The sequence below is a fragment of the Brachybacterium vulturis genome (assembly GCF_043641765.1).
Lineage (GTDB): Bacteria > Actinomycetota > Actinomycetes > Actinomycetales > Dermabacteraceae > Brachybacterium > Brachybacterium vulturis_A.
The window spans coordinates 27276-49561 of record NZ_JBHZRO010000004.1 but is presented as its reverse complement, the minus strand read 5'-3'; the positions used below and the strand labels follow the sequence as shown (position 1 = coordinate 49561).

Annotated in this window: 18 protein-coding genes; 15 read left to right on the top strand and 3 right to left on the bottom strand. The window is 69.6% G+C overall.

Features of this window, described 5'->3' with window-relative positions:
- Positions 1–3: 3 nt before the first annotated feature.
- The 5 genes from der to ACHUEU_RS04085 all read left to right on the top strand — a co-directional run bounded on the left by der (position 4) and on the right by ACHUEU_RS04085 (position 3986).
- Entirely contained in the window at positions 4–2265 is a 2262-nt protein-coding gene (gene der / locus ACHUEU_RS04105) for a bifunctional cytidylate kinase/GTPase Der (protein ID WP_394214630.1), read from the top strand.
- A 39-nt stretch (positions 2266–2304) separates the two neighbouring features.
- Positions 2305–2793: an NINE protein gene (locus ACHUEU_RS04100; RefSeq protein WP_394214629.1), complete on the top strand. Its 489-nt coding sequence runs from the start codon at positions 2305–2307 to the stop codon at positions 2791–2793.
- 40 nt (positions 2794–2833) lie between these two features.
- A complete protein-coding gene (locus tag ACHUEU_RS04095; RefSeq protein WP_394214628.1) occupies positions 2834–3124 on the top strand; it encodes a hypothetical protein in 291 nt (96 codons plus the stop codon).
- Positions 3125–3210: 86 nt separating this feature from the next.
- Complete coding sequence (locus ACHUEU_RS04090; RefSeq protein WP_394214627.1) at positions 3211–3372, top strand: hypothetical protein; 162 nt, start codon at positions 3211–3213, stop codon at positions 3370–3372.
- The gene (locus ACHUEU_RS04085; RefSeq protein ID WP_394214626.1) at positions 3369–3986 is read left to right on the top strand and encodes a hypothetical protein; all 618 of its coding nucleotides are present in this window, start codon (positions 3369–3371) and stop codon (positions 3984–3986) included. Before ACHUEU_RS04090 ends, ACHUEU_RS04085 begins: the two co-directional genes overlap by 4 nt.
- Before the next feature lie 14 nt (positions 3987–4000).
- Here the strand turns inward: ACHUEU_RS04085 and ACHUEU_RS04080 are convergent, their stop codons facing one another.
- Positions 4001–4897: a formyltetrahydrofolate deformylase gene (locus tag ACHUEU_RS04080; protein WP_394214625.1), complete on the bottom strand. Its 897-nt coding sequence runs from the start codon at positions 4895–4897 to the stop codon at positions 4001–4003.
- 79 nt (positions 4898–4976) lie between these two features.
- Complete coding sequence (locus tag ACHUEU_RS04075; protein ID WP_394214624.1) at positions 4977–7181, bottom strand: MMPL family transporter; 2205 nt, start codon at positions 7179–7181, stop codon at positions 4977–4979.
- A gap of 122 nt (positions 7182–7303) precedes the next feature.
- Here ACHUEU_RS04075 and ACHUEU_RS04070 point away from each other — a divergent pair, with 122 nt between their 5' ends.
- From ACHUEU_RS04070 to ACHUEU_RS04045, 6 genes are all read left to right on the top strand, one after another.
- Entirely contained in the window at positions 7304–7909 is a 606-nt protein-coding gene (locus ACHUEU_RS04070) for a MarR family winged helix-turn-helix transcriptional regulator (RefSeq protein WP_394214623.1), read from the top strand.
- A gap of 201 nt (positions 7910–8110) precedes the next feature.
- On the top strand, positions 8111–9370 hold the full coding sequence (locus ACHUEU_RS04065) for an aspartate aminotransferase family protein (protein ID WP_394214622.1): 1260 nt from the start codon (positions 8111–8113) through the stop codon (positions 9368–9370).
- Positions 9370–10578, top strand: a complete 1209-nt coding sequence (gene doeA, locus ACHUEU_RS04060) for an ectoine hydrolase (protein ID WP_394214621.1) — start codon at positions 9370–9372, stop codon at positions 10576–10578. The genes ACHUEU_RS04065 and doeA overlap by 1 nt, the downstream gene beginning before the upstream one ends.
- 15 nt (positions 10579–10593) lie before the next feature.
- On the top strand, positions 10594–11970 hold the full coding sequence (locus ACHUEU_RS04055) for an NAD-dependent succinate-semialdehyde dehydrogenase (protein WP_394214620.1): 1377 nt from the start codon (positions 10594–10596) through the stop codon (positions 11968–11970).
- An 84-nt stretch (positions 11971–12054) separates the two neighbouring features.
- Positions 12055–13425: an MmgE/PrpD family protein gene (locus ACHUEU_RS04050; protein ID WP_394214619.1), complete on the top strand. Its 1371-nt coding sequence runs from the start codon at positions 12055–12057 to the stop codon at positions 13423–13425.
- A gap of 11 nt (positions 13426–13436) precedes the next feature.
- A complete protein-coding gene (locus tag ACHUEU_RS04045; RefSeq protein WP_394214618.1) occupies positions 13437–14282 on the top strand; it encodes a phosphosulfolactate synthase in 846 nt (281 codons plus the stop codon).
- 48 nt (positions 14283–14330) lie between these two features.
- Here ACHUEU_RS04045 and ACHUEU_RS04040 read toward each other — a convergent pair whose 3' ends face one another.
- Positions 14331–14744: a cupin domain-containing protein gene (locus ACHUEU_RS04040; protein ID WP_394214617.1), complete on the bottom strand. Its 414-nt coding sequence runs from the start codon at positions 14742–14744 to the stop codon at positions 14331–14333.
- Positions 14745–14945: 201 nt separating this feature from the next.
- Here ACHUEU_RS04040 and ACHUEU_RS04035 point away from each other — a divergent pair, with 201 nt between their 5' ends.
- The 4 genes from ACHUEU_RS04035 (at position 14946) to ACHUEU_RS04020 (ending at position 22279) form a co-directional block, all read left to right on the top strand.
- Positions 14946–15614, top strand: a complete 669-nt coding sequence (locus ACHUEU_RS04035; RefSeq protein ID WP_394214616.1) for a succinate dehydrogenase cytochrome b subunit — start codon at positions 14946–14948, stop codon at positions 15612–15614.
- Positions 15614–17557, top strand: coding sequence for a fumarate reductase/succinate dehydrogenase flavoprotein subunit (locus tag ACHUEU_RS04030; RefSeq protein WP_394214615.1), 1944 nt, complete (start codon positions 15614–15616; stop codon positions 17555–17557). The genes ACHUEU_RS04035 and ACHUEU_RS04030 overlap by 1 nt, the downstream gene beginning before the upstream one ends.
- Positions 17554–18306 (top strand): succinate dehydrogenase/fumarate reductase iron-sulfur subunit, encoded by a 753-nt coding sequence (locus ACHUEU_RS04025; protein ID WP_394214614.1) that lies wholly within the window; start codon positions 17554–17556, stop codon positions 18304–18306. Before ACHUEU_RS04030 ends, ACHUEU_RS04025 begins: the two co-directional genes overlap by 4 nt.
- 220 nt (positions 18307–18526) lie before the next feature.
- The gene (locus ACHUEU_RS04020) at positions 18527–22279 is read left to right on the top strand and encodes a nitrate reductase subunit alpha (protein ID WP_394214613.1); all 3753 of its coding nucleotides are present in this window, start codon (positions 18527–18529) and stop codon (positions 22277–22279) included.
- Positions 22280–22286: the final 7 nt, after the last annotated feature.

Below are 22286 nucleotides of genomic sequence, written 5' to 3'. Positions count from 1 at the left end.
CGGATGCACACCAGCGCGCCGCACGACCCCTCCGACCTCGCGTCGACCCGCCCGGCCGAGGGCATCACCATCGCCATCGACGGCCCCGCCGGCTCCGGCAAGTCCACCGTGTCGCGGCTGGTGGCCGATGCCCTCGACGGCGGGATCCTCGACACCGGCGCGATGTACCGGTCCGTGACCTGGTGGTGCCTGGACCAGGGCATCGACCTCACCGACCGTGAGGCCGTCGCCCGGGCCGCCCAGGAGATCGACCTCGTCCAGGGCACCGATCCCGCGGGCGCGACCGTCGTGGTCGCCGGCACCGACATCACCGCCGAGATCCGTTCCGAGCGGATCTCCCAGCAGGTCAGTGCCGTCGCCACCAACACGCTGGTGCGTGCGATCCTGCAGCGCCGCCAGCGCGAGCTGTTCTTCGCCGCGGCCGCGGAGCGCGGCTTCTGCGTCGCCGAGGGACGCGACATCACCACCGTCGTCGCGCCCGACGCCCATGTGCGGGTGCTGCTGACCGCCTCCGACGAGGAGCGGATGCGGCGTCGCGCCGCGGAGCTGGACCTCGCGGACACCGAGGACACCCGGGCGCGGATGGCGGACCAGGTCCTGCGCCGCGACCGCGACGACGCCACCGTCTCCGAGTTCCGCACCGCCGCCGAGGGCGTCGAGACCGTGGACACCACCGGCCTCGGGGTCGAGGACGTGGTCGAACAGGTCCTGATGCTGGTCGCGGCCGCCGAATCCGCCCAGGAAGAGACCCTGCACGGCCGTCCGGAGCCGGCGGCCCGCGACCGTGCGGTGCTCTCGGACCGGGAGCCCCGCGCCGAGGGCACCGCGGGTCCCACCGACGAGGAGGTCGAGGCCGCGCTGCGGGCGGGCCTGTCCGCCTACGACCTCGATGAGGAGGACCTGGCGCTGCTCACCGGGCACGAGGAGGAGGGGCCCCGCCCCGCCGTCCAGCGCAACCTCCCCGTCGTCGCCGTCGTCGGCCGCCCGAACGTCGGCAAGTCCACGCTGGTCAACCGGATCCTGGGCCGACGCGAGGCAGTCGTGGAGGATCGGCCCGGGGTGACCCGCGACCGCGTGTTCTACGAGGCGGAATGGACCGGGACCGACTTCTGGCTGGTCGATACCGGTGGCTGGGAGGAGCGGGTCCAGGGCATGGCCCACCGCGTCGCCGAGCAGGCCGAGCTCGCGGTCTCCCTCGCCGACGTGGTGATGTTCATCGTCGATGCGAACGTGGGCATCACGACCACCGACGAGCAGCTGCTCAAGGTGCTCCGCCGGGCGAAGGTGCCGATCGTGCTGGTCGCCAACAAGGTCGATGACGAGCGCGGTGAGCTCGAGGCCGCGGCGCTGTGGAATCTCGGCCTGGGGGAGCCGCATGCGGTCTCCGCCCTGCACGGCCGTGGTTCCGGCGACCTGCTGGACACCGTGGTGAGCGCCATGCCCGAGGAGGGGCGCGGCGCCCCCGCGGATCACGGACCGCGACGGGTCGCCCTCCTCGGCCGCCCGAACGTCGGGAAGTCCTCCCTGCTGAATCGGCTCGCCCGGGAGCAGCGCGTCGTGGTCGACGACATCGCCGGCACCACCCGTGACCCGGTCGACGAGAAGATCACCCTCGGCGGCAAGGAGTGGACCTTCGTGGACACCGCCGGAATCCGGCGGCGGGTCCTCCAGGCCCAGGGTGCCGACTACTACGCCTCGCTGCGCACCCGGGCGGCGCTGGACCGGGCCGAGATCGCCGTGGTGCTGCTCGAGGCCTCCGAGCCGATCTCGACCCAGGACCTGAAGATCATCGACATGGTGCTGGAATCGGGCCGTGCCCTGGTGCTCGCCTTCAACAAGTGGGACCTGCTGGACGAGGAACGGCACAAGGCCCTGGAGCGCGAGATCGAGCGTGATCTCGCGCACGTCGCCTGGGCGCCGCGCGTGAACATCTCCGCCCAGACCGGCCGGCACGCCGAGAAGCTGGTCCCCGCGATCGAGACGGCGCTGGACTCCTGGGACCGGCGCATCCCCACCGGCCGGCTCAATGCCTTCCTCGGCCAGCTGGTGGCCGCGCATCCGCATCCGCTGCGCGGCGGCAAGCAGTCCCGCATCCTGTTCGCCACCCAGGCACGCACCCGACCGCCGCGCTTCGTCATCTTCGCCAGCGGCTTCCTCGAGCACGGCTACCGCCGGTTCATCGAGCGGCGACTGCGCGAGGACTTCACCTTCACCGGCTCGCCCATCGTGATCGGCGTGCGGATCCGGGAGAAGCGCCAGCGCTGAGCACCGTGCGCCGCGGCCGGACCGCGTATCGTGGGAACCATGAGCAATCCCGGTGACCACGGCTCCTGGAACCCCCAGGGGCACGATGACGGCGCCCCGCCCGGTGCGCGGAACGACGCGGGGCAGCCCCCGCGGGATCCGTGGGCGCAGCCGCCCGCCTCGGATCCCTACGGTCAGCAGCCGTTCGCCGGGCAGGATCCCTTCGGTCAGGGACAGCAGGGCTGGTCGCCGCCGCCCGGTTCCGGGCCCTCGGCCTCGGATCCCTACGAACAGCCCGGTGCCGCCGGCCCGGTGCCGCCGGGCCAGCCGCAGAGCCGTCTGGTGGTGGGTCTGCTGGGCATCTTCCTCGGTGGTCTCGGGGTGCACCGCTTCCTCATGGGCTACACCACCATCGGCATCATCCAGATCCTGGTCACCGTCTTCACCTGCGGCCTCGGTGCATGGTGGGGCGTCATCGAGGGGATCATGGTGCTGGCCCGGTCACCGGCCTTCGAGCGTGACGCCTACGGCCGTCCCCTCACCGACTGACGTCGCCCGACATCTCCCCACGACAAGGACACCAGCTGCGATGACCTCTCAGCCTGCCGGACCGCTCCCGGACCGGAGCTCGCTCCAGACCAGCGCGATCATCCTGATCGTCGTCGGCTTCCTGTGCGGCGGCACGATTCCGGCGATCTTCGGCATCATCGCACTCGTGCAGATGGACAACGACCCCTTCACCGCGCAGAAGATGAACAAGGTGGGCTGGATCGTGTTCTGGGTGATGCTGGTACTGATCGTGCTGCTCACCGTCGGCGCGCTGCTGGTCAACCTGCTGGTGATCGGCGTGGTATCGCTGCCCGTCATCATGGGCGGCTGACCGCGGCCGCTGCAGGAGGAACCCCCATCGCCACCCCGGAATTCGTCCTCTCGCTGGGCGAGCACATCGGACACGAGCTGCTGTGGATGCCCGGCGCCACCGCGCTGGTGCTGGACCCCGCCCGCACGCGGATGCTCGCCGTCCGCACACTGCCCCCGGTCGGTGCGCCACCGCCGATGAACGAGCGCTTCACCAGGCAGCTGTCGCTGGCCCTGGAGGGTCACCTCGAGACCCGGTGCCAGCGATGAGAGGGCAGATGCCGCTGCCCGGCACCCGGGTCCGGATCGCGCTGACCGACCGCCCCGGCGACCAGGCGGTGGTGCGCGTGATCGCCGTCCCGCGACGGGACCTGTCCCACGGCGGACGGCTGAGCCCCGCCCTCGCCCCCTTCTCCGAGGCGCTGCTGGTGGATGTCTCGGTCGCCGGCAGGACGCTGCTGCCGGGCGCCTGGGTGGAGCGGGAGGTGCTCGAGCGCGGCGCGCCGATCGCTCCCACCCCGGTGAGGGCCGCCGATCTGCGCCCTCCGGCGGTGATCGCGGGCACCACCGAGCAGGCCGCACTGTGCTGGGGAGAGACCGTCTGGCCGCTCGACCTCGGCGGTGTGGTGGCGATCCCCGACAGCTCCCGTGCGGGTCCGCATCCGCTGTCCCGGCTGCGGCGACTGGTGCTGGTGGCGTCCGGTCGTCGGGCGGAGATCGCGCTGACGCTGTGGCGCGACCCGGCGTTCGAGATCCCCTGGCAGGACGTGCGGATGCTGCCACGGGCCGCGGCCTGGTTCGAGCTGGCCCAGGTCCCGGCCGGGATGCGGTACGCCGATGCCGAAAGGGCCCAGGGCGTCGGTCGCGCTCGACCCCGTTCCTGAGACCGGGCCCGAGCTCAGCGGAAGACGATGGTGCGCGAGCCGTCCAGCAGCACCCGGGACTGCGCGTACCACGCCACGGCCTGGCGCAGGGTCCGGATCTCGGCGTCCTGGCCGATCGCCATCAGCTCCTCGGGCGACCGGGTGTGGTCCACCCGCAGCACCTCCTGCTCGATGATCGGCCCCTCGTCGAGATCGGTGGTGACGAAGTGGGCGGTCGCCCCGATCTGCTTCACCCCGCGCTCATGCGCCTGCCGGTAGGGGTTGGCGCCCTTGAAGCCGGGCAGGAAGGAGTGGTGGATGTTGATGCAGCGGCCGGCGAGCTCGGCGCACAGCTCCGGGGACAGGATCTGCATGTAGCGGGCCAGCACCACCAGCTCGATGTCGTGCTCCTCGACCGCCTCGCGCACCCGATCCTCGAAGGCCTCCTTCGCGCCCGGACCCTTGGTGCTGCGATGTTCGAAGGGCACGTCGTAGAAGCCGGCCAGCTTCTCCAGGGTGGGATGGTTGGCCAGGATCAGCGGGACCTCGATCGGCAGGTGCCCGGACTCCATCCGGAACAGCAGATCGTTCACGCAGTGCAGCGTCGTCGACCCCAGGATCAGGGTGCGCACGGGCCGTCCCACCTCATCGATGCGGAGCTCGAGGCCGAAGCGCTCGACCGCCGGGGCCAGCGCGGCCTCCAGTGCCTCGCTCGAGGCCGGGGTCCTGACCTGCATCCGCAGGTAGTAGCGATGCGTGGTGCCGCTGACGAACTGTCGGCTCTCGGTGATGTCGCCCTCGACCTCGAGGATGGCACCGGAGATCGCGTGGACGATGCCGGGCGATTCTGCGCACACCACGGTCAGGACGTACTCGCTGTCGGTGCCGGGGGAGGCCGACGGGGTCTGGGGGAGGGGGGACGATTCGCTCATGGGAGCCATTCTAGGAACATGGGCCGACCCGCACCCGTCTGTTCACGGGTGGAGCAGCTGCACGGCGACGCCGTTGAGCTCAGTCCCGCCCGCGGCGCCACAGCGCCGAGGGCCACCAGATGAGCTTCCCGAGGTCGAGCGCCAGGGCGGGCACCAGCAGCGTGCGCACCACGAAGGTGTCCAGCAGCACGCCGAAGGCCACGATGAAGGCGATCTGCGCGAGGAACAGGATCGGGATCACCCCGAGCGCGGCGAAGGTCGCCGCGAGCACCAACCCCGCCGAGGTGATGACACCGCCGGTGACGGAGAGCCCGCGCACGACCCCCTCCCGGGTGCCGTGCGTCCGTGCTTCCTCGCGCACCCGGGTCATCAGGAAGATGTTGTAGTCGATGCCGAGGGCCACCAGGAACACGAAGCCGAACAGCGGGACCGCCGGATCGGCGCCGGGGAAGGCGAAGAGGTGATCGAACACCAGCGCGGAGACCCCCATCGCGGTGCCGAAGGACAGCACGGTGGTGGTGATCAGCAGCACCGGCGCCAGGACCGAGCGCAGCAGCAGCATCAGGATCAGCGTGATGACCACCAGCACCACCGGGATGATCAGCGCGCGGTCGTGGGCGGAGGCATCATTGGTGTCGATCGAGGTGGCGGTCACGCCGCCCACCAGCGCCGGGAGATCCTGGTCGGCGAGGTCCGCCCGCACCTCGCGCACCGTCGCCTCGGCCGCCGCGGAATCCGCGGCATCCGAGAGCGTCGCCTGCACCAGCACATCGCCGTCCGCCACCGTCGGCGCCGGCGCCGGCGCACCGGGAGGCCCCTGCGCCTGGATGCCCTCCTCGGTCACCGCGGCGGTGCCGGCCGGGGCGTCCTCGACGGTGACCGCCACCGACTCGATGCCGTCCTGCCCGAGGAGCCGGTCGGCGACCTCCTGGAGGGAGGACTCGGCGGTGATGACCTGCAGCGGGGAGCCGGAGCCGCCCGGGAAGTGCTCGCCGAGGGCGGCCTGCCCTTCGCGTGCGGAGGAGGCCGTGAGCACCAGATCGGACTGGGGCACGCCGTCGGCCTCGAGCTGGGTGACGCCCAGGCAGCCGACGGCGAGCACCAGGGCGGTGAGGATCCAGAGCGGGCGCGGCCGACGTCGTGCGGCGAGCGCGATCCGTCCCCAGATCCCGTGGGCGGCAGGGTCCGCGCCCGCGTCCGGCGCCTCCGGCGCGTAGTGCGGGCGGCGCGGCCAGAAGGCGACCCGACCGGTGGCGTACAGCACGGCGGGCAGGAAGGTCAGCGCGGCCGCCATCGCGAACACGATCCCGATCGCCGCCACCGGACCCAGCGTGCTGTTGGACTTCAGGTCCGACAGCAGCAGGCACAGCAGGCCGGCGATCACCGTGCCGCCGGAGGCGAGCACCGGCTCGAGGGTGCCGCGCAGCGCCTTGAGGGTGGCGCGGCCTCGCTCCTTCGTGTGCCGCAGCTCGTCGCGGTACCGGGCGACGTACAGCAGGGAGTAGTCGGTGGCCGCACCGATGACGAGGATGAACAGGATCCCCTGGGTCTGGCCCGACAGCAGCAGCACCTCCGCGGCGGCCAGATGCCAGATGGTCAGCAGCGCCGCGCACAGCGCGAACAGGCTCGTCGACAGCACGATCAGCGGCAGCAGCAGCGAGCGATAGACGATCAGCAGGATCACCAGCACGGCGGCGAGCGCGACACCCAGCAGCAGCCCGTCGATCCCGGCGAAGCCCGCGGCGAGGTCGGCGGAGAAGCCGGCCGGTCCGGTGACGTACGAGCTGAGGTCCTGCGGCAGGTCGGCGGCGAGCTCCGCTTCGATCTCCGCGACGGCGGCGCCGAGATCCGCGTCAGTGTCCAGTGGGACGAAGACCTGCACGGCGAGGCCGTCCTCGGAGGGGATCGCGGGGGAGACCTCCCCGGCGACCGTGTCCAGCGCGGCGAGCGCCTCGGTGACCTCGGAGAGCGATGCGAGGGTCTCCTCGTCCAGCTCCTCCTCGGCCGTGACGACGATGATCGCGGGTATCGCCTCGGCGCCGGTGAAGTCCTCGGCCCGCTGGGCGACCTCCGTGGCGTCCGCGGAATCCGGCAGATAGGCGGTGCGGTCGTTCGAGGAGACCTCGTCGACCCGGCCGAAGTACGGTCCGCCGATCCCGGCGGCGAGCAGCCAGGCCAGGATCAGCAGGGCGGGCAGCAGCACTCTGAGCACCCTCGGGAACGAGCCGCCTGTGCGCCGGTGCGTGGGCCCGGAGGGGGTGGGAGAGGGCGCCGGAGAGGTCATGATGCTCCTTCGAGGTGGGCGGTGCGCCCCGCTGCCGGCGGCGCCCCGGCACCAGTGTCGCACAACTCATTAGCCTAGCGAGAGATCAGCCGGGTGAGGTGTTGCTCGCTATGATCAGGGGCATGAGCTCCTCGCGCCGCGCCGAGGACGGCCGCGATCAGCCTGCCGCTCCTCCCTCCCTGTTCAGCATCGGAGCCAGCGATCCTCGGCAGGAGCTGGTCGATCGTCGTGGCCTGGACGACCGGGACATCGCGCAGATCGATGCCCTGATGGCCGCCCTGGCCCGTCTCCGAACCGCGGAGCAGGAGCTGAGCGAGGCCTCCCTGCGGTACATGCAGCTGGGCCAGACGGATATGCGCGCCCTGCACTTCCTCATCGTCTGCGAGAACACCGGCACCCGTGCCACCCCGGGCGCGATCGCCCAGGCGCTGGGGATCTCGAGCGCCTCGACCACGAAGCTCCTGGACCGGCTCGAAGGTGCCGGGCACGTCCGGCGCACCCGCCATCCCTCGGACCGGCGGGCCCTGGTGATCACCATCGAGCCCTCCACCCGCAGCGCGGCGATGCGCACCGTCGGGACGGCCCAGGCCCGCCGCGTGGAGGCGGTCCGGCGCCTGCTGCCCGCCGAGCGCGACATCGTCACCGGTTTCCTCGAGGACATGGCCGCGCAGATCTCCGTGGACAGGACGGACTGGGGCACCCACGAGGACGTCGGGGACGAGAGCTGACAGAGCCCTCCTTACCGAGCGGTCGGATCGGTGACCTGCGCGGGGAATGTCCCGGAGTGTCGCCAGGACCGGGTACTTGACGGGGTGAGCGTCTCCGGGCGAGAGTCAGCTCACCGGCACACACTTGCCAGACGGGGTGGTCTTCGCTATGCGGCCGGGCGTGACGAGCGAGGTCGCCCTGCATCGCGAAGGAGGTCCCTCTTGGACACCACCATTTTCGAACAGCATGAGTCCGAGATCCGCGGCTACTGCCGCGCGTATCCCACGGTGTTCGCCTCCGCCTCCAATGCTCGCCAGGTCGATGAGGACGGCACCAGCTTCATCGACTTCTTCGCCGGGGCCGGCGTGCTGAACTTCGGGCACAACAACCCGCGGATGAAGGAAGCGCTGATCGATTTCATTCAGGCGGATGGTGTCGCCCACAGCCTGGACACGTACACCACCACGAAGCGGGATTTCATCGCCCGCTTCCACGAGGTGATCCTCGCCCCGCGCGGCATGGACCACAAGCTGCAGTTCATGGGGCCCACCGGCTCCAACGCGATCGAGGCGGCGCTCAAGCTGGCCCGCCTGGCCACCGGGCGGCGCGAGATCGTCGCGTTCAGCCATGGCTTCCACGGCATGACCCTCGGCTCCCTCGCGGCGACCGCGAACCAGGCCTTCCGCCAGTGGGCCGGCGTGCCGCTCACCGACGTGGTGCGCCTGCCCTTCGAGACCGCCCCCGGCGGCCGCACCGGGATCGCCGACTACGCCGCCGCGCTGCGCGACCCCTCCAGCGGGGTCACCGCTCCCGCGGCCTTCCTGGTCGAGCCGGTCCAGGCCGAGGGCGGCGTCAACGTCGCCAGCCGCGAGTGGCTGCACGAGATCCAGGACCTCGCCCGCGAGGTCGGCGCGCTGTTCATCGTCGACGACATCCAGGCCGCCGTCGGCCGCACCGGCGGGTACTTCTCCTTCGACGGGATGGACCTGGACCCGGACATCATCGCCCTGGCCAAGGGCCTCGGGGGCTTCGGCACCCCGATCGCGATGACCCTGAACAAGCCGGAGGTCGATGCCCACTGGTCTCCCGGTGCCCACACCGGCACCTTCCGCGGACAGGGGCTGTCGTTCGTCGCGGGCACCGTGGCGCTGGACTACTTCACCGACGAATCGTTCCTCGCCGACGTGCTCGCCAAGGGGCAGACGATGCGCGAGGCGCTCGAGGCCATCGCTGCGAAGCACCCGGAGCGGGACTGGGAGGTCCGGGGCCGGGGCATGATGCAGGCCCTGGACACCGGCGACGGCGCCTTCGCCAAGCGGGTCCAGCAGGAGAGCTTCGACCGGGGCCTGCTGATCGGCCCCTGCGGCAGCGGGGGTCGGGTGATCAAGCTGATCCCGCCGCTGACGATCCCCGAGGAGGACCTCGAGCAGGGCCTGGCTCTGCTGGGCCAGGCCATCGACGCCGCGGCGAAGGCCCTCTGATGCGCCGTCGCTCCGATATGACCTTCGCGCCCGAGGAGTACCAGCGCAGGATCGCAGAGCTGCGGCAGCGGATGGAGGAGCGGGAGCTGGAAGCGGTGATCATCACCGACCCCGAGAACCTCATGTACCTCACGGACTACCAGACCACCGGGTACTCCTTCTTCCAGGCGCTGGTCGTGCCGCTCGCGGCCGACTCGGTGATGATCACCCGGGCGCTCGAGGAGTCCAATGTGATCGCCCGGACCTGGGTGGAGAACTCCCGCCCGTATCCCGATGACGGCGACGCGATCCTGGAGCTGGTCAGCACCCTGCGCGACCTGCGGCTGGGGGATTCCCGGGTGGGGTACGAGCGCAACAGCTACTACTTCCCCGCCTACCAGCAGGATCGCATCCACGACGCCTTCGGAGAGGGCCTGGTGGACTGCTTCGGGATCGTCGAGGAGGGGCGGATCCGCAAGTCCCCTGCCGAGATCGAGGTGATGCAGCTCGCGGCCTACGCCGGGGAGGCCGGGATGGCGGCCGGTCTGCACACCGCGATGGCCGGCGCCACCGAGAACGATGTGGCGGCCGCCATCACCTCGGCGATGTTCCGGGCCGGCGGGGAGTTCCCGGCGGTCCTGCCCTATGTCGCCTCCGGGCCCCGGTCGATGATCGGCCACTCCACCTGGGAAGGGCGCATGATCAGGCCCGGAGAGCACGTGTTCCTCGAGGTCGGCGGCTGCTACCGGAGGTACCACACGGCCATGATGCGCACGGTGGTCAACGGGGCGCTCTCGGACTCGATGCACTCCGCGCAGGAGCTGATGAAGCAGACGCTGGCGGAGCTGCGGGCCCTGATGAAGCCGGGGGTGACCATCTCCGAGATCGCGGAGCTGACCCGCTCCCGCATCGAGAGCAACGACGTGGGGGCGAAGCTGGTCACCCGCGCCGGCTACTCGATCGGGATCGCCTTCCCGCCGTCCTGGGACGAGGGCTACATCGTCTCCCTGCTGGAGGGCGACGAACGCCGGCTCGAGGAGGGCATGACCTTCCACCTGCTGCCGTGGATGTGGGGGGTGGACGGGACCAAGACCGTCGGCATCTCCGACACCGTCCACATCACGAAGGACGGCTGCACGTCGTTCTTCACCCTGCCGGAGGACTTCACCGTCCACGAGAGCTCCGCGCGCTCCTTCCCCGCCGGCGCCGTCCTCACGCCCCGCTTCTGAGAGGAGCAGCCACCTATGACCACCCTGACTGCCATCGATCCCACCACCGGACGCGTCGTGCGCGAGGTGCCCGCCGCGACCCCGGCGGAGATCACCGCGCTCATCGACCGCTCCCAGTCCGCCTACGCCTCCTGGAAGGACACCACCCTCGCCGAGCGCGCGGAGGTCCTGCGCCGGGTCGCCACCTATCTGCGCGAGCACACCGAGGAGCTCGCGCCCCTGATGACCGAGGAGATGGGCAAGCCCATCGGGGAGGCCCGCGGGGAGGTCGCGAAATCGGCGTGGGCCGCCGAGCACTACGCCGAGTACGGTCCCGAATACCTCGCCGACGAGCATCTGGCCTCGGACGCGACCTCGTCGTACGTGCAGTACCTGCCGCTGGGGCCGGTGCTGGGGATCCTGCCCTGGAACGCCCCGTTCTGGGTCGCGTTCCGCTTCTGCGCCCCCGCGCTGATGGCCGGGAACACCTGCATCATGAAGCACGATCCCCACGTGCCGGGCTGCGCAGCCGCGCTCGAGGAGGTGTTCCGCAAGGCCGGCGCCCCCGACGGTGTGTTCCAGACCCTGCTGGCGCAGACCGAGGATGTCGAGCAGGCGATCCGTGACCCCCGCGTCCAGGCGGTCTCCTTCACCGGCTCCGACCGAGCCGGGGCGACGGTCGCCTCGATCGCCGCGAGCGAGATCAAGCCCGCGGTGCTCGAGCTCGGCGGCTCCGACCCCTGCATCGTGCTGGCGGACGCGGACCTCGCGAAGGCGGCGGAGGTCTCGGCGCTCTCACGGATCATCAACGCCGGTCAGTCCTGCATCGCCGCGAAACGGATCATCGTGGAGCGCTCGGTGCACGACGAGTTCGTGGAGCTGCTCGCCGCGCAGCTGCGGGATCTGGTGGTCGGCGATCCCCGCGATCCGGCCACGAAGGTGGGCCCGATCGCCCGCGAACAGCTGCGCGAGGGTCTGCATCGACAGGTCACCACCAGCGTCGAGGCCGGCGCCACGCTGGTGCTCGGCGGCGAGCTGCCGGCGGGGGAGGGCTTCTTCTATCCGGTCACGCTGCTGACCGGGGTCCGGCCGGGGATGACCGTCTGCACCGAGGAGACCTTCGGGCCGATCGCCGTGGTGATCGCCGCGGACGATGCGGAGCACGCGCTCGCCCTGGCCAATGACACCCCGTACGGCCTCGGCGCCGCGATCTGGACCGAGACCGAGCGGGGAGTGGGGATGGCGAGCCGCATCGAGGCGGGACAGGTCTCGGTCAACGGCATCGTGAAGTCGGATCCGCGCCTGCCCTCCGGCGGGATCAAGCGCTCCGGCTACGGCCGCGAGCTGGGCCCGCACGGCATCCGCGAGTTCACCAACGCCCAGCAGGTCTGGGTGGGACCGGTGAGGGGCTGACCCCACAAGTATCTTGACGTCAAACTATTTAGGTGTAGAGTCTTGAGTAAGGCAAGGCTCACCTAAATAGGGAGATGATGGGCGATGACTCACGTCCGTGACCTGGCAGCATTCGTGCACGCAAGTCGCTACGAGCAGCTCAGCGAGGCGGCGGCCGAGCAGCTGCGGATCCGTGTCCTGGACACGCTCGGCGTCGCGATCGCGGCGCAGGGTGCGGCGCCGATGCGCGCGATCCGTTCCCTGCTGGCCGACCTCGGAGGGAGTGCGGATGCGACCTTCATCGGAGGGGGTCGCGGCCCGATCGACCGCGTGGCCTTCTACAACGGGGCCCTGAGCCGCTACCTCGACTACATGGACTCGTATCTTGCGGCGGGCGAGACCAACCACCCTTCCGACAACCTGGGCGCTGTGCTGGCGGCCGCGGAGTCCGTCGACGCGTCCGGTGCGGATCTCCTCGCCGCTCTCGCGGTCTGCTATCAGGTGCAGACGCGCTTGTCCGACGTCGCTCCGGTGCGCGCCCGCGGCTTCGACCACACCGTGCAGGGGGCATACGCCGCTGCGGCGGGTGTCTCGCGCGCTCTCGGTCTCGACCGGGAGCAGACGCAGAATGCGATCTCGATCTCCGGCACCGCCAACAATGCCCTGCGCGTCACCCGGACGGGCGACCTCTCCCACTGGAAGGGGCTTGCCTACCCGAACATGGCGAAGGAGGCGACCTTCGCGGCGCTGCTGGCGCAGCGGGGCCTGACCGGTCCGGCAGAGGTGTTCGAGGGCAACAAGGGCCTGCAGGAGACCATCACCGGCTCGTTCGAGATCGACTGGTCGCGCGAGGACCTGGAGAAGGTGCGCGAGACGATCGTGAAGAAGCACAATTCCGAGATCCATTCACAGACCGCTCTGGATGCCGCCCTCGAGGTGCGGCTCCAGGACGGGTTCCTCGTCCGCGCCATCGAGCGCGTGGAGCTGAGGACCTTCGACGTGGCCCACTCGATCATCGGCGGTGGCGAGGAGGGGGACAAGCGCTCTATCCGCACCAAGGAGGAGGCCGACCACTCCCTGCCGTGGCTGCTGGCCGTCGCACTGCTGGACGGACAGGTCGAGCCGGAGCAGTATCACCACGAGCGGATCGTCGCCGACGACGTGCAGGGCCTGATGCGACGGGTCCACATCACACCGGACGCCGACTACTCCTCACGGTTCCCACAGGAGATGGTGGCCGACCTGACGGTGACCCTCGCCGACGGGACCGTGCTGACCGCTTTCGAGACCGCCTACGAGGGCTTCCACACCGATCCTCTGGACTGGGCCGGGGCGATGCGCAAGTACCGCGGCCTCGCCCTGCCGGTCGTGGGGTCCGAGATGACCGAGGAGATCGCCGACATCGTCCACGAGCTCGAGCGCCATCCCGTACGGCGACTGACCGACGTGCTCTCCCGCGCCGGATCTACCCACTGAAAGGACAGATCATGACCACCCAGAACGCTTCCGCACACGACGTCAGCTTCGACATCGTGCCCCGTGCGCACCGTCCGATGAAGCCCCGCACCCACGGGCTGACCGAGATCCGCGCTCCGTACTACTCCACCTTCGGCACCCGCCACCTGCAGGACGTCTTCGACGTCGCCGGGCAGTGGGTCGACGGCATCAAATGGGCGGGCGGCTCCTTCGCGCTGGTGCCCAAGGAACAGGTGCGTGCCTTCAGCGATATCGCGCATGAGCACGGCGCCTACGTCTCCTCCGGCGGGTGGATCGAGACCGTGCTGCGCTACGGCGAGGACGCGGTGGACGCCTACCTGCGCGAGGCCAAGGAGGTCGGTTTCGACACCATCGAGATCTCCACCGGCTTCATCATTCTTCCCACCTCCGGGTTGCTGCGGTTGGTCGAGAGGGTGACGGCGGCCGGTCTGAGGGCCAAGCCCGAGCTCGGCATCCAGATCGGTTCCGGCGGTGACTCCGGTGAGGCCGAGCTGGCCGCGGAGGGCGCCAAGGACGTCGGCGACCTGATCGAGCGTGCACGTCGGACCCTCGAGGCGGGCGCCGACATCGTGATGATCGAGTCCGAGGGCATCACCGAGAACGTGACCGATTGGAACACTTCGGCGGTGGCCTCGATCATCAACGGTGTCGGCCTGGAGAACGTGATGTTCGAAGCCGCTGACGGCCCCGTCTTCGAGTGGTACCTCAAGCACTACGGGAACGAGGTCAACCTGTTCGTCGACCACTCGCAGATCCTGCAGCTCGAGGGCCTGCGTCAGAACATCTGGGGCAACAAGAGCACCTGGGGACGGGTGATCAACCCGATGTTCAGCTGATCGACTACCAGCACGCCGGTCGATACCGCGTCGGCGCACGATCACCCCTCAGGGCGCCGGCGGCTCCTGGGGAGCCGACGTCGGGATCGCGGGCACATCGGCCGGCGCGGGGCGCTCGTCGGGGCCGGTCGGCAGCTTGGCCACCGTGATCAGCAGCGCGGAGTCCATGATGGCCACGAGCCGGTGCCGCGCCTGGGGGAGGACCAGCAGGCTTCCCTGCCTCGCCTCCCAGCAGTCGTCGCCGACCCAGAGCTGGACCCGGCCCTCGAGGACGTAGATCGTCGCTTCGTCGAGGTTTTCCCGCTCGCCGATCTCCGCATCCTTGAGCAGGCCCATCACCGTCTGGCGCAGCACCTTCTCGTGCCCGCCGAAGACGGTCTCGGCCGCACGACGGCCTCCGGCGCGCTGCGCGGCCTTGATCTGCTGGCGGGCCAGGGCCTCGATCGAGATCTTCCTCTTCATGACCCCATCGTCGCATGCCGGGAGTGATCTCGGTCTCGCACGGTGCAAGGACAGGGATGGCACCGGGGTCGCCCGTCCGCATCCTTGCCCGAACGCGAAAATCTTGCCACAGTGATCCATGACACAGGGCGAGCAGAGGGAGTGGTGCCGATGGGGGTGCGCGCACCGGTACGCCGCCGGACCTCGATACGGCGCAGCTCGGTGGTCCTGCACGCGGTGATGGCGGTCACCGGGATCGTCATGGCGCTGTTCCTGCTGGCCCACATGTACGGGAACCTCAAGGTCTTCTCCGGTGCGGCAGCGTTCGATGACTATGCCGCCCACCTGCGCACGCTGGGGGAGCCGTTCCTGCCTCGCGGTGGAGCGCTGTGGGTCCTCCGCGTGGTGCTGCTGGCGAGCGTGCTCGCCCACGCGGTTGCGGCATTCCTGCTCTGGCATCGCATGCGTAGCGCGACGGGAGGTCGGGGCAGCCGCCGTTACGCGACGAAGAAGGCGCCGCGGGGGGTGCAGCGGACCTACGCCTCGTTCACGTTGCGCTGGGGCGGGATCGTGCTCGGGCTCTTCGTGATCTATCACCTCCTGCACCTGACGCTGAACGTGATCGCCCCGGGGGGTGCCTCCGACAGCCCCTACCAGCGCATGGTGAACGGGTTCTCGATCTGGTGGGTGACCCTCTCGTACCTGCTCGCCCTGCTGGCGCTCGGGCTCCATCTGCGGCACGGCGTCTGGAGCGCCTTCGCCTCCCTGGGAGCGAACACCGGCGTGCGGCGGCGCCGGCACCTGAACCAGCTGGCCTACCTGGTCACGGCCGTGATCATCCTGGGCTTCGTGCTGCCGCCGCTGGCGATCCAATTCGGGATGGTGACGTGATGAGCACTCTGTTCACGGTGGGTGACCCCGTGGTCGACACCAAGGCTCCGAACGGGCCGATCCAGGACCGCTGGGACACGCGGCGCTTCGAGGCAGGCCTGATCAGCCCGGCGAACCGCCGGCAGCGCTCGGTGATCATGGTGGGCAGCGGTCTGGCCGGCGGCTCCGCCGCGGCGACCCTGGGCGAGGCCGGCTACCACGTGTCGGTGTTCTGCTATCAGGACAGCCCGCGGCGCGCGCATTCCATCGCCGCCCAGGGAGGCATCAACGCCGCGAAGGACTATCGCAACGACGGCGACAGCATCCGCCGGCTCTTCTATGACACGGTCAAGGGCGGGGACTACCGCGCCCGCGAATCGAACGTCTATCGCCTGGCCCAGGTCAGCAAGGCGATCATCGACCAGGCCGTGGCGCAGGGGGTGCCCTTCGCCCGCGAGTACGGAGGCCTGCTGAGCACCCGCTCCTTCGGCGGCGTGCAGGTCTCCCGGACCTTCTACGCCCGCGGGCAGACGGGCCAGCAGCTCCTGCTCGGCGCCTACCAGGCGCTGGAGCGGCAGATCGATGCGGGCACCGTCGAGATGCACACCCGCCACGAGATGCTCGAGGTCATCGTCATCGAGGGCAGGGCCCGCGGCATTGTGGTGCGCGACATGGTCACCGGGGAGATCGAGACGCACCTGGCCGATGCGGTCGTGCTCGCCTCGGGAGGCTATGGCAACGTCTTCCACCTCTCGACCAATGCGATGGGCTGCAATGTCACCGCGACCTGGCGCGCCCACCGCAAGGGCGCCTACTTCGCCAACCCCTGCTATACCCAGATCCACCCCACCTGCATCCCGGTCAGCGGCGAGCACCAGTCGAAGCTGACGCTGATGAGCGAGTCACTGCGCAATGACGGACGGATCTGGGTCCCCGTCCAGCTGGACGATGCGCGGGACCCGCGCGAGATCCCCGAGTCGGAACGCGACTACTACCTCGAGCGGCAGTACCCCGCCTTCGGGAACCTGGTGCCGCGCGATGTGGCCTCCCGCGCCGCGAAGAACCAGTGCGATGCGGGGCACGGGGTCGGGCCCGGTGGTCGCGGCGTCTACCTCGACTTCGCCGACGCGCTCGAGCGGCTGGGCCGGCGGACCGTGGAGGAGCGGTACGGGAACCTGTTCGACATGTACCAGAAGATCACCGGCGAGGACCCCTATCAGGTGCCGATGCGGATCTATCCGGCGATCCACTACACGATGGGCGGGCTGTGGGTCGACTATGACCTGCAGAGCTCGCTTCCGGGGCTCTTCGTCATCGGGGAGGCGAACTTCTCCGACCACGGAGCGAACCGCCTCGGCGCCAGCGCTCTCATGCAGGGCCTGGCCGACGGCTACTTCGTGCTGCCCAACACCCTCGCCGACTATCTCGCCTCCCACCCGCTGCCCGCCGAGATGGACTCCACTCATCCGGAGGCGCAGCGGGCCGTGGAGGAGGTGCGCGCACGGATCGACGCGCTGCTCGGGGTCCGGGGCAGCCGCTCGGTGGACTCCTTCCACCGTGAGCTCGGAGCGATCCTGTGGGAGCACTGCGGGATGGAGCGCAGCGCAAAGGGGTTGCAGCGCGCGATCACCCAGATCCGCGCATTGCGCGATGAGTACTGGAGCGACGTGCGGGTCACCGGCACGGGAGCGGAGTTGAACCAGACGCTCGAGAGAGCCGGGCGGGTCGCGGACTTCTTCGAGCTCGCCGAGCTCATGTGCATCGACGCACTGCATCGCGAGGAGTCCTGCGGCGCCCATTTCCGCACGGAGAGCCAGACCGAGGGCGGCGAGGCCCAGCGCATCGACGAGGACTTCACCTACGTGGCCGCCTGGGAGTTCACCGGGGACGACTCGCCACCGAGGCTGCACCGGGAGCATCTCGAGTTCGAGCACGTCGAGCTGACGCAGAGGAGCTACACATGAGACTCACGCTGAACATCTGGCGCCAGGCGCACAGCGAGGCGAGGGGCAGGATGGTCCCCTACCGGGTCGGGGACATCTCCCCGGAGATGTCCTTCCTGGAGATGCTCGATGTGCTCAACGAAGAGCTCACGGCGGAGGGGGAGGACCCCGTCGCCTTCGACCATGACTGCCGGGAGGGGATCTGCGGGATGTGCGGGGTCGTCATCGACGGGATCGCCCATGGGCCCGAGTCGCTGACCACCACCTGCCAGCTGCACATGCGCCACTTCGAGGACGGGCAGGAGATCGACATCGAGCCGTGGCGCGCCGGTGCCTTCCCGGTGCTCAAGGACCTCGTGGTCGACCGCAGCGCGCTGGACCGGATCGTCGCCTCCGGCGGCTACATCACGGCACCGACGGGATCCGCACCCGAGGCCAGCTCCACTCCCGTGGCCCGCGAAGACGCCGACCGCGCCTTCGACGCCGCGGCCTGCATCAGCTGCGGAGCCTGCGTCGCCGCCTGCCCCAACGGTTCGGCATCGCTGTTCCTGGGGGCGAAGATCACCCACCTCGGCTCCCTGCCGCAGGGCCAGCCCGAACGCGACTCCCGCGCCGTGGCGATGAGCGAGCAGCATGATGCCGAGGGCTTCGGCGGCTGCACCCAGATCGGCGAATGCACGGCAGTGTGCCCCGCGGGCATCCCACTGGACATGATCTCGCAGACCAGCTCCGATGTGCTCGGCGCGCTGTCCCGCGGGCACTTCTCCTGACCGGTGCGCCCCCGACTCGACGGATGCGAATCACCCCATCAGAGCAATTCCCGTGTAGCCTCGAGAGAGTGAGGCATCTTACGCAGCCTCCTGAGTGCCGCCCTTGCCTCAGGTCGTGATGCAGGGTAAGGCGCCGATGCGCAGAGCAGCGTGGGAAGGGCGCCACTGGACCATCGGGCTCCGGTGCCGCCGTCTCGGGAGTCTCGACGAAGGGAACCGCATGAACGCCCAGGACGCATCTCGAGATCGCCCACGCGGCGGCAAGATCGACGACTCCCTGATCGACTCCCTGATCGGGACCCGGAGACTCGTCACCCCCAGCGAGAGGATGTCGGGGGACAACCGCGAGCTCCACAAGCAAGGGGGACGCACCGCCGACTCCTTCTACCGGGAGCGCTGGTCCCACGACAAGGTGGTGCGCTCGACCCACGGGGTGAACTGCACCGGGTCCTGCTCATGGCGGGTGTTCGTCAAGGACGGCGTGATCACCTGGGAGGCGCAGGCGACCGATTACCCGTCGGTAGGCACGGACATGCCGGAGTACGAGCCGCGCGGCTGTCCCCGGGGCGCCTCGTTCAGCTGGTACACGTACTCCCCGACCCGGGTGCGCTATCCGTACGTGCGCGGCGAGCTGCTGCAGCTGTTCCGCGAGGCCAAGGAGGCGGTCCCGGGCGGCGACCCGGTGCTGGCCTGGCAGACGATCGTGGACGATCCGGAGAAGGCACGCCGCTATAAGTCGCAGCGGGGCAAAGGGGGTCTGATCCGGGCCTCATGGGACGAAGCCGTCGAGCTGATCGCCGCGGCCCACGTTCACACCATCAAGGAGTACGGGCCGGACCGGATCGCCGGTTTCTCCCCGATCCCGGCGATGAGTCAGGGCTCGTTCGCGTCCGGCTCCCGGTTCCACCAGCTCATCGGCGCCCCGATGCTGAGCTTCTACGACTGGTACGCCGATATGCCCCTGGCCTCGCCGCAGGTGATGGGTGACCAGACCGATGTGCCGGAGTCGGGGGACTGGTGGAACTCCTCGTACCTGATCATGTGGGGCTCCAACGTCCCGCAGACCCGTACGCCGGACGCGCACTACATGATCGAGGCCAGGTATCACGGTCAGAAGGTCATCTCGGTCGCGCCCGACTACGCCGAGTCGGTCAAGTTCGCCGACCAGTGGCTGGCACCACACCCCGGCACCGATGCCGCACTCGCGATCGGGATGGGTCATACGATCCTGCGCGAGTTCTTCGTGGAGCGGACTACGCCGTACTTCGACCACTACGTCAAGCACTACACGGATCTTCCGTTCCTGGTGGCGCTGGAGCGCCGCGAGGACGGCTCACTGGTGCCGGGCAAGTTCGTCGTCGCCACGGACGACGGCATCGGCGCGGACTCCGTGCGCCACAGCGCGGATGCCGACTTCAAACCCATGATGCTGGACACCGTCACCGACGCGCCGGTGGTCCCGAACGGCACCTTGGGCCACCGCTACAACGACGAGGGGCTCGGGACGTGGAACCTCGAGCTCGGCGACATCGAGCCGGCGCTGACCCTGCTGGGACTGCATGAGGACGTGGCCGAGGTCCTCGTGCCGCGCTTCGACACCACCGGCGTCGAGGGCCGTGGTGATGCGGTGCGCGGCGTCCCGGTGCGCCGCTACGGCGACCGGCTGGTCACCACCGTCTACGACCTGATGCTGGCGCAGTACAACGTCGGCCGTGACGGCCTGCCGGGTCAGTGGGCATCCGGCGACGACGATGCCGAGGCCCTGTGCACTCCTGCCTGGCAGGAGACCATCACCGGCGTCCCCGCCGGCACGGCGGCGAAGATCGGTCGCGAGTTCGCCCAGAACGCGATCGACTCCGGCGGCCGCTCCATGATCATCATGGGCTCGGGCACGAATCACTGGTTCCATTCCGACACCATCTACCGCACCTTCTTGACGCTGACGATGCTGTGCGGAACCCAGGGCGTCAACGGCGGCGGCTGGGCCCATTACGTCGGTCAGGAGAAGGTGCGTCCGCTCACCGGCTTCACCCACCTGGCGATGGCACTGGACTGGTCGCGCCCGCCGCGTCAGGCGACGCAGACCCCGTACTGGTACATGCATTCCGGCCAGTGGCGCTACGACCAGTTCGGGACCGACACCTTCGCCGCGACCACGGGGACCGGACGCTTCGCGGGCACCTCGATCGCCGATACGATCGCGCTCAGTCAGCGGCTCGGCTGGCAGCCCTTCTATCCCCAGCTCGACATCAACTCTCTCGAGGTCGCCGACCGTGCCGCCGCAGCAGGCCAGGAGACGGTCCCGTACCTGGTCGACGCACTGAAGACGGGGACGATCAACTTCGCGGCCGAGGACCCGGATGCGCCGAACAACTACCCACGCATCTGGTCGGTCTGGCGCGCGAACACCCTGGGCTCCTCGGCCAAGGGGGAGCAGTACTTCTTCCGGCACGTGATCGGCACGGACGACGCCCTCGACGTCGAGGAGACCCCGGAGGAGTTCCGGCCCCGGGACGTGCGGTGGCGGGAGGAATCGCCCACCGGCAAGATCGACCTGATGCTGACGCTGGACTTCCGGATGACCACGCACACGCTGCACTCCGACGTGATCCTGCCGGCATCGACCTGGTACGAGAAGCACGACCTGTCCACCACGGACATGCACCCCTTCGTCAACTCGTTCAGCCCGGCGATCGAGAACCCCTGGCAGGCCCGCACCGACTGGGAGGCCTGGGAGACGATCGCGAAGAAGTTCAGCGAGCTCGCCGTGGAGCACCTGGGGACCCGGACGGACGTGGTCGCCCACCCGATGCAGCACGACTCTCCCGGTGAGATGGCGACGCCGCATGGTCGCGTGCGGGACTGGAAGGCGGGCGAGTGCGAGCCGGTGCCGGGCAGGACCATGCCGAGCTTCATGGAGGTGGAGCGCGACTATACGGCGATCCACGAGAAGTTCACCTCCGCCGGCCCGCTGCTGGAGACGCTGGGGATGACCACCAAGGGCCTGACCTACGACGTCGGCGAGTACGTCGAACGCCTGCGCGGTCTCAACGGGACCGCGCGCTCCGGAGTCGGCGCCGGGCAACCGCTGCTGCGCACCGACCGGCAGGCCGCCGAGTTCATCCTCGCGCTGTCCGGCACCACGAACGGGAAGATGGCGACCGAGGGGTTCAAGACCCTGGAGAAGCGCACGGGCACCACGCTGCACGATCTCTCGGCCGAAGCCGAGGGCAGGACGATCGAGTTCTCGGACACCCAGGCGTCACCGCAGCCGGTGATCACCAGCCCGGAGTGGTCCGGGTCGGAATCGGGTGGGCGTCGCTACAGCCCGTTCACCATCAATGTCGAGCGGATGAAGCCGTGGCACACCCTGACCGGGCGGCAGCATTTCTACCTCGATCACGACTGGATGCTGGAGATCGGTGAGGCGATGCCCGTGTTCCGTCCGCCGCTGAGCATGACGGCCCTGTTCGGGGAGGTGGGGATCGGAGAGACCACTCACGACGCCGCCTCACCCGGGATCAGCGTGCGGTTCCTGACCCCTCACAGCAAATGGTCGATCCACACCACCTACGTCGAGACCTCTCCGATGACGAACCTGTCCCGCGGCGGGCAGACCATCTGGATGAGCGTCGAGGACGCCGAGGCGGTCGGGATCGCCGACAACGACTGGATCGAGGCCGTCAATCGCAACGGCGTCGTGGCGGCGCGCGCGATCGTCAGCCATCGGATGCCGAAGGGCACCGCGTTCATGTACCACGCCCCGGAGAGGATCGTCGGCGTCCCTCTGACCGAGCGGGACGGGAAGCGCGGCGGCATCCACAACTCCCTGACCCGGATCATGCTGAAGCCGTCGCACCTGATCGGCGGGTACGCCCAGCTGTCCTACGGATTCAACTACATCGGTCCGTCGGGCACGCAACGGGACGAGGTCACCGTGATCCGCAGACGCACCGCCCCCGTCGAGTACTGAGCACCGG